The organism is uncultured Solobacterium sp. (genome assembly GCF_963517755.1).
Lineage (GTDB): Bacteria > Bacillota_I > Bacilli_A > Erysipelotrichales > Erysipelotrichaceae > Bulleidia.
In genome coordinates, this window is record NZ_CAUQGG010000017.1 from 18,793 (window position 1) to 27,349 (window position 8,557).

The 8,557-nt window shown below is 37.6% G+C and carries 7 protein-coding genes; all 7 read left to right on the top strand.

Going from position 1 to position 8,557, the window contains the following annotated elements:
* The first annotated feature begins 9 nt into the window (after positions 1–9).
* The gene (locus RWM19_RS08180; RefSeq protein ID WP_313985808.1) at positions 10–1,107 is read left to right on the top strand and encodes an ABC transporter ATP-binding protein; all 1,098 of its coding nucleotides are present in this window, start codon (positions 10–12) and stop codon (positions 1,105–1,107) included.
* Complete coding sequence (locus tag RWM19_RS08185; RefSeq protein WP_313985810.1) at positions 1,097–2,032, top strand: ATP-binding cassette domain-containing protein; 936 nt, start codon at positions 1,097–1,099, stop codon at positions 2,030–2,032. The genes RWM19_RS08180 and RWM19_RS08185 overlap by 11 nt, the downstream gene beginning before the upstream one ends.
* A gap of 70 nt (positions 2,033–2,102) precedes the next feature.
* Positions 2,103–4,220, top strand: a complete 2,118-nt coding sequence (locus RWM19_RS08190; protein ID WP_313985813.1) for a DEAD/DEAH box helicase — start codon at positions 2,103–2,105, stop codon at positions 4,218–4,220.
* Positions 4,221–4,499: 279 nt separating this feature from the next.
* Positions 4,500–5,432, top strand: coding sequence for a cysteine synthase A (cysK, locus tag RWM19_RS08195; protein WP_313985815.1), 933 nt, complete (start codon positions 4,500–4,502; stop codon positions 5,430–5,432).
* Position 5,433: 1 nt separating this feature from the next.
* Positions 5,434–6,252 carry a serine acetyltransferase gene (locus tag RWM19_RS08200; RefSeq protein WP_313985818.1) on the top strand — a complete coding sequence of 273 codons (819 nt, stop codon included), beginning with the start codon at positions 5,434–5,436 and terminating at the stop codon, positions 6,250–6,252.
* 46 nt (positions 6,253–6,298) lie between these two features.
* Entirely contained in the window at positions 6,299–7,708 is a 1,410-nt protein-coding gene (locus RWM19_RS08205; protein ID WP_313985821.1) for an MATE family efflux transporter, read from the top strand.
* 5 nt (positions 7,709–7,713) lie between these two features.
* Positions 7,714–8,535, top strand: a complete 822-nt coding sequence (locus RWM19_RS08210) for a metallophosphoesterase (RefSeq protein ID WP_313985824.1) — start codon at positions 7,714–7,716, stop codon at positions 8,533–8,535.
* Positions 8,536–8,557 lie beyond the last annotated feature (22 nt).

The window sequence follows — 8,557 nt, forward strand, 5'->3', positions numbered from 1 at the left end:
GGAGTTTCCATGTCAGCAAACAAAGATAAAAAAGATAAAGTATTATCAATACGTGATCTGAATATTTCGTTTGAAACTGCTTCAGGTAGGGTGAAAGCGATTCGTGGTGTACGTATGGATTTATTTAAAGGCGAAACAATCGCTATCGTAGGCGAATCTGGTTCTGGTAAGTCCGTTACTGTTCGTGCCATCATGGGAATTCTAGCGGGTAATGGTAGGATCGATAGTGGCCGTATTGAATACAGTTTTACAAATGAAAAGGGCGAACGTGAAACTGTTGATATGACAACACTATCGCAGAAAGAAATTCGTTACCGCTTTAGCGGAAAACATATTGCGATGATTTTCCAAGATCCGATGACATCACTTGATCCAACAATGCAGATAGGAAAGCAAATCATGGAAGGAATGATTATTCATGAAGGTATTTCCAAAGACGAAGCAAAGAAACGTGCAATAGCGCTGCTAGAAGAAGTTGGTATTGAAAACCCTGAGAAGCGTTTTAAGGAATATCCACACCAGTTATCTGGTGGTATGCGTCAGCGTGTTGTGATTGCAATAGCACTTGCATGCAATCCAGATATTCTAATTTGTGATGAGCCAACTACAGCGCTTGACGTAACAATTCAGGCGAAGATTCTAGAAGTGATTAAAAAGCTTCAGGTAGAAAGAAATATCTCAGTTATCTTTATTACGCATGACTTAGGAGTAGTCGCAAAAGTTGCGGACTATGTCGATGTCATGTATGCAGGTAGAATTATTGAGAAGGGTTCCATTGATGAAATCTTCTACGATCCTCGTCATCCATATACATGGGGACTACTTGCGTCTATGCCTGATACAGAAACCAATTCTGATCGATTATACGCAATTCCAGGAACTCCACCAGATTTATTAAAACCAATTACGTATGATGCATTTGCACCGCGTAATGAATATGCATTAGCAATTGACTATAAAGCAGAACCACCAATGTTTAATGTCGGTGGACAGCATCGTGTGGCTTCGTGGTTATGTGATGAAAGAAGTCCACGCGCAGAGATGCCGGCAATTCTAAAAGAAAGAATTGAACGTATGAGGGAGGAGAGTGAAAAGTATGGCAGTTGATTATAACGCAACACCATTATTGCATGTAGAAAATTTAAAGCAGCACTTCCGTATCTCTCGAAATTACACAACGAAAGCTGTAGATGGTATTAGCTTTGATATCTATGAAGGTGAAACCTATGGACTAGTAGGGGAGTCTGGATCTGGTAAGTCCACAACAGGACGTGCAGTCATCCGTTTATATGATCCTACAGAAGGTAAGATTATCTTTGATGGTCATGATATTAGTGGAAAGCTTTCAAAAATGGAAAATGATTATCTCCGTAAAAATATGCAGATGATCTTCCAAGATCCGATGGCTTGTTTAAATCCACGTAAGAAAGTCAAAGAAATTATTGCGCAAGGATTGCGTATTCATCATGACTATAAGAGCGAAAAAGAGTTAACAGAGCGTGTATATCAAATTTTGGAGAAGGTTGGTTTATCCCGTGAACATGCGACACGTTATCCACAACAGTTCTCAGGTGGGCAAAGACAGCGTATTGGGATTGCGCGTGCACTCATTATGAATCCAAAACTAGTTATCGCAGACGAAGCCATTTCTGCTTTGGATGTATCGGTACAGGCACAGGTCGTTAATCTAATGCGAGACTTACAACAAGAGCTTGGTATTACGTATTTATTTATCGCACATGATCTTTCAATGGTGAAGTATATTTCTGATCGTATTGGGGTTATGCACTTGGGGCATATTGTAGAGACTGGTACAACAGATGAAATCTTTGATAATCCAGTTCATCCATATACAAAATCGCTCTTGTCTGCGATTCCGAAAGCTAATCCAGTTGTTGAGAAAAAACGTATCGCACTCAGTTATGATAAGGTGAAAGAGGGTGTTGATTACACGGCAGGAAGTTATCACAAGATTTCTGATACACATACAGTTCTTGCGACAGATGAAGAATTTGTAAAGTGGACAAAATAAAAAAACAAATGACTACAAATGTGGTCATTTGTTTTTTTAGAATAACAACTTATAATTCATATGAGGAAATATGATATTTCGAAAGATTAACTATCAAGAGATTCGATATGAACGCGAACAGTTGAAGATGTTAAGAGATCAACTCTTTTCTTTACGCAGTCAAGAAAGGAAAAATATCCAAGTCATTCATGATCGGTGCCAAGATATCATCGTGGATAAAGTTAACGAGGAGATTCGACAAGTCCCAATTACAGACTTAACAAAATCCTTTACAAGACTTCCTCTACAAGCACTTGAAGCCAATCACATCACAACGATGTATGATTTATTGAAATATAATCATAGACAACTAGAAGCACTAAATGGTATTGGGGATGAAACGGCAGATAAACTCATGTTGGCATTACATCGTAGTACTGCAGCCATTAAAAATCAGATACACTATCGTATAGACTTAGAGCATCTAACGGATAGGGATAAAGAGATTCTTCAGGAAATTTACTTCTATCTGCATACAAAAGAAAACTATGCAAAATTAAATGTAATTTATCAAGAAACAGAACGTGGTATCCAAGAAGCCTATGATAATAGTGGCCTGATACAAAATTTCTTTGGTTGGATTTTTAGTAGTAGAAAAAAGAAACAGAAATTTTTAACAGCTGTAGAAGATGTAAAGTACTTTAACCAGTCTTCTTACGCAGAAACAATTATGCAATTTTATGATAATTGTACTGCACTAAAAAATGTAGATTTTGAAACGATATTGCAGGACTATAAAGAAAATGCGATTCAATATTATACAGTGATTGAAAAATTTGCGGATATTGAAATCAAGGATGATGTTGATGAAGATATTGATGTTTCGCTATTAAAACAAATACAAGCAACACCATTATTTTTAGAATCATTCCATACGGAGTTGCGTCATTATCAAGAATTTGGAACGAAGTATATCTTGCATCAGAAAAGGGTACTGCTTGGAGACGAGATGGGTCTAGGAAAGACTATTCAAGCGATTGCGGCAGTGAATCATTTACATCACAAAGGACATCGTTATTTTCTTGTAATATGCCCAGCCGGGTTATTACTAAACTGGAAGCGTGAAATTGAAAAACTAACAGACATGCAAGCATATATGTTGCATGGAACCGGTATTAGTGATTTTGAAATCTGGAAGAGTGATGGTGGTATTGCAATCATTAACTATGAAGGTTTAGATAAGATTATTTTTGACAAAGATTTTCCGCTTGACATGGTTGTTGTAGATGAAGCGCACTTTGTTAAAAACAAAGAGGCACAACGTACACGCAATACAGTACGAATGATTGAACAAGCAGAATACGCTCTATATATGACAGGTACAGCGATAGAAAATAACGTAGATGAAATGTGTTATTTAATTGAATGTTTAAATCCTTCAATTGCAAGCGAAGTAAACGATATGAAATATCTAGCAAAAGCAGATTTGTTCCGCAAGAAGATTTCACCGGTGTATTTACGCCGTAAGCGTGCAGATGTACTGATGGAGCTTCCAGAATTAACGATTCACGATGAATGGTGCATGATGAATGAGGAAGAAATCAACTCTTATCACAAAGCCGTTGAAACCGGAAACTTTATGGCAATGCGTAGAGTATCCTGGGACTCACTTAATTCTACAAAAGCTGAACGCATGACGGAACTTTGTTTACAGGCACTAAGTGAAGGAAAAAAGGTTGTCATATTCTCTTACTTTCTAGACACATTATCTTTTGTTTCGGACTTATTATTAGGAAAAGCTTTACCTGTGATTAGCGGTAAATTATCGTTAGAGAAACGGCAGGATATTCTACGTCAGTTTGATGAACCGATTGCGCGAGTATTACCAATACAAATTCACGTGGGTGGTATTGGCTTAAATATTCAGACTGCAGAGATTGTCATTCTTTGTGAACCACAATTAAAACCTTCGGATGAAATGCAAGCTATTTCTCGCATCTATCGTATGGGTCAGGTCAATCATGTATTTGTATACCGATTATTAGCAGCAGATACGATAGATGAAATACTGGTTAAACGATTACATGATAAACAAAAAATCTTTGATCAATTTGCGGATGAATCTGAAATGTCGGAGCAGTTAGAACAGTTTGAAGAAGCGGATATTCAAGCACTTATTCAAAATGAAAGAAAAAAATTGAATCATTAGAGTAGACAAATAAAACCGATAGTACTATGATAATTCCCGTAATAAGAACGGTGAACAGGAGGAAGCGGGCATGAACAAACAAATGATGAATCAAATGTGTTGCTGTTGTATTTTAAACAATGTCCGGATGAATGCTGTTACTGCGTCGGGACTGCTTTAATTTACAATTATTGCAGTGATTCGCAAGTGCAATCGTAAATAAATCCGGGCATATGAATGCATGCTCGGATTTTTGTTTTACCGCTTGTCTATATTACGTAAAAGAAAGAGGAAAATACTATGTCAAATATCAAAAAATCAACAACTGAATTAATTGGTCACACACCATTATTAGAATTTACACATTTTGAAAAGGATCTTGGCTTAAAAGCACGTGTTGTAGCAAAGGTTGAATATTTTAACTTAACAGGTTCTGTAAAAGACAGAATTGCATATCAGATGATTGTAGATGCTGAAGAAGCAGGTTTATTAAAACCAGGCTCTACAATTATTGAACCTACATCAGGTAATACAGGTATTGGTTTAGCTGCGGTTGGCACAGCGAAGGGTTATCGTGTTATTCTAGTAATGCCAGATACAATGACTGTTGAACGTCGTAAGATGGTAAAGGGTTATGGTGCTGAAGTTGTATTAACAGAAGGCGCTAAGGGTATGAAGGGCGCAATTGCTAAGGCTGAGGAGCTTGCATCTGGCATTGAGAATTCGTTTATCCCACAGCAGTTTGAAAATATGTCAAACCGTAAAGCACATTACTTAACAACAGGACCAGAAATCTGGGAAGATACAGACGGTAAGGTTGATATCTTCATTTCCGCTATCGGAACAGGAGGAACTATCTCTGGTACAGGTAAGTATCTCAAGGAAAAGAATCCAAATGTGAAGGTGATTGGTGTTGAACCTGCAACAAGTGCTGTATTAACAGGTGGTAAACCAGGTCCACATAAGATTCAAGGTATTGGTACAGGCTTTATTCCTACAACATTAGATACAGATATCTATGATGAAGTTATCCGTGTTACAGATGAGGAAGCTTTCACAACAGGTGCTGAAATTGGCAGAAAGGAAGGAATATTAGTTGGTATTTCTTCAGGCTCAGCAGTATACGCTGCACTTGAAGTAGCGAAGAGAGAAGAGAATGCAGGTAAGTTAATTGTTGTATTATTACCTGATTCAGGCGATCGCTATTTATCAACTGCATTATTCGCAGAATAAAATGGAAAATTACGAAACACTACTTGAAGAATTAAATGATATTACGGATGAAGATCTAGTATTAAAAATGCGAATCCCTGATCGTACAAATATCATAACGATATTAAAACAGGTACAAGCAGTTATTTTGCCAGACTATTATCATGCTGGAATGTTAAATCAACAACAGGCGCTAAACTATTTATCGGAAGGTTTACAGAAGGAAATCCAAGCATCTTTACAATTTAAGGGTGCGGATTGTTCCATCTGCGGACATTTAAGAGATATGTTCTTGCAGGAACTACCTACAATCAAGCGTTCTGTCTTAACAGATATCCAAGCAATCTATGATGGAGATCCAGCGGCGAAATCAAAGCCGGAAGTTGTTATTGCATATCCTGGTTTCTACGCTATCTTTATCTATCGTATTGCACATGTGTTATATAACTTAGGAGTTCCATATATCCCACGTTTAATGGCAGAATATGCACACGAAAAGACGGGAATTGATATCAACCCTGGTGCGAAGATTGGTGATTACTTCTGCATTGACCACGGTACAGGTGTTGTCATTGGCGAAACAGCAGTGCTTGGTCACCATGTGAAGTTATATCAGGGCGTTACACTTGGAGCGAAGAGTTTCAAGGTTGATGAGAATGGTGAGCTTGTAAAGGGTATAAAACGTCATCCAAATATTGGTAATAACGTTGTTATCTATGCCAATGCGACAGTTCTTGGTGGTGATACCGTAATTGGGGATGGTTGTGTGATTGGAGCGAGTGTATGGATTACTAAATCTGTAGAAGCTGGCACAACTGTATACTTTAATCCAAATAAATAAGCATGAGGGGTACTCCAAAGGGAGTACCTTTTTGTATAATAGGCGTATGAATACACAGCTAGCAGAAAAAATACGGAATGCAGAACGATTAACATTTTCCGATAAAATCAAATTGATACGAGATTTAAGTATCCCTGGCATCCTGGCGGTCATTACAGAGACGGTCATGGGATTTATTGATACAGCGATGGTTGGCGCACTTGGGGCATTAGCATCGGCGTCAATTGGTCTGGTTATGTCGAGTACTTGGTTATTTGGTGAACTGATTAACAGTGTTTCAATTGGCTTTTCGGTGCAGGTTGCACATGCTGTTGGGGCAGGAAAGCTTGATCGTAGTAGAAGGATATTTAAAGGATCGATTTTAACATCTTTATTGATATCATTTTTGATTGCTGGCATTTGTTATGTGTGGGCACATGTTGCCCCATCTTGGTTACAAGCACAGCCGGAGATATGGAAAGATGCGATAGATTATTTAAGTTTATATGCAATCTTCCTTCCAATACGTCAGTTAAATTATTTGGTGAATGGTATGTTGCAATGTGCAGGTGACATGAAGACTCCAAGTAAGATGGCTGTATTAATGTGTATCTTAGATATTATCTTTAATTTTATTTTGATTTTCCCATCTCGTCTGATCTCAATCTTTGGTATTGAAATATGGGTATATGGTGCAAATCTTGGTGTTTTTGGTGCACAGCTTGGAACATCACTAGCAGTATGTGTATGTACTGTGATTTCCTTTAAGGTAGCCCTAACAAAATCAAAGGAATTACATATTAAAGAAATTCGTGGGAATTGGTTTGCTAGTAAAGAAGTATTGTCTTCTGCTTGGAAGATTGGAATGCCAAATGCATTAGCACAAAGTGTATTATGCATGGGACAGATTGCGTCAACAAAGATTATTGCACCACTAGGTACAGTGGCTATTGCGGCACATTCCTTTGGCAATACAGTAGAATCAATTTGTTATATGCCAGGTTATGGTATCGCGGCTGCAGCAACAACATTAATTGGACAAGCAATTGGTGCTGGTAAGAAAGAACTTGCAAAAGACTTTGCGAATATTATTACGTTATTGGGTATGTCTGTAATGGGTGTCCTTGCAATATTCCTATTCTTTACGTCACCGATAATTTTTGCAATCTTAACCCCGGATGTCGAAGTGCAAAGGCTAGGTGTCAGTGTAATTCGTGTTGTCATGCTTGCAGAACCATTATTTGCGGCGTCGATTGTAATTACAGGTGTATTACGTGGCGCTGGTGATACGGTAGTGCCATTTATACTCAATTTACTAAGTTTATGGGGGATTCGTATTACACTAGCGTTTTTCTTGGCACCAACGATGGGCCTTATGGGGGCTTGGTTAGCGATGACGATTGATATTGCGATAAGAGGTGTATTATATTTAATTCGGTTATATAAGACAAATTGGTTAAGTGGAGTAGGAGGATAGAAGGTATGCATACAATTTTACTTGTTTCGATAGTGACGATTTTATTGCTTGCATTGATTATATTTTTAGGATGGCCGCATAAAATTGATGCGACAAGAAAAAAGATATATTCACCACTTATTTCAAGACGTGTTCGTATCTGTGTGATTTCGGATTTGCACTCTCAAAGTTTTGGTAAAGATAATGAGCGTATTATTCGTATGGTAAATAAACATAAACCTGATTTAATTGTATTTCCAGGTGATATCTTTACGCCTAAAGGAGATAATGAGAGCATGCTTGCACTCATGCATGCTTTGAGAGAATACCCACGTGTGTATATCAGTGGAAATCATGATGCGATGTTGAAAGAAGAACTACATGACTATGTGATTGCAATGCGTTCTGATGGTGTGCAGGTACTATTAGATGATAGTGAAGTAATGAATATTAATGGGCAATTACTAGAGATCATTGGTTTAACGGATGGTGGTCCTAAGATGAATAAGACAGTAGAAGAAGTAGATTCTCTTTGTATGACATCGTATTATAGAATCCTTTTATCACATCGACCACATCATATTACGTTTTATGAACAACTACCTGTAAATCTAATCATCAGTGGACATGCACATGGTGGTCAATGGGCAATCCCATTTATTAGACAAGGATTATATGCACCACAACAAGGATTATTTCCAAGATATACTCATGGTATCAAGAATCTTGAAGGAAGACTTTTATATATTTCAAGAGGATTTGCGACTGGAAATAAATTCTTTGTTCGCTTGTATAACAATCCTGAATTAGGATTTATCGATTTATTACCAATCAATGAAAAACGATGAGCAAACTGTTGCCCATCGTTTT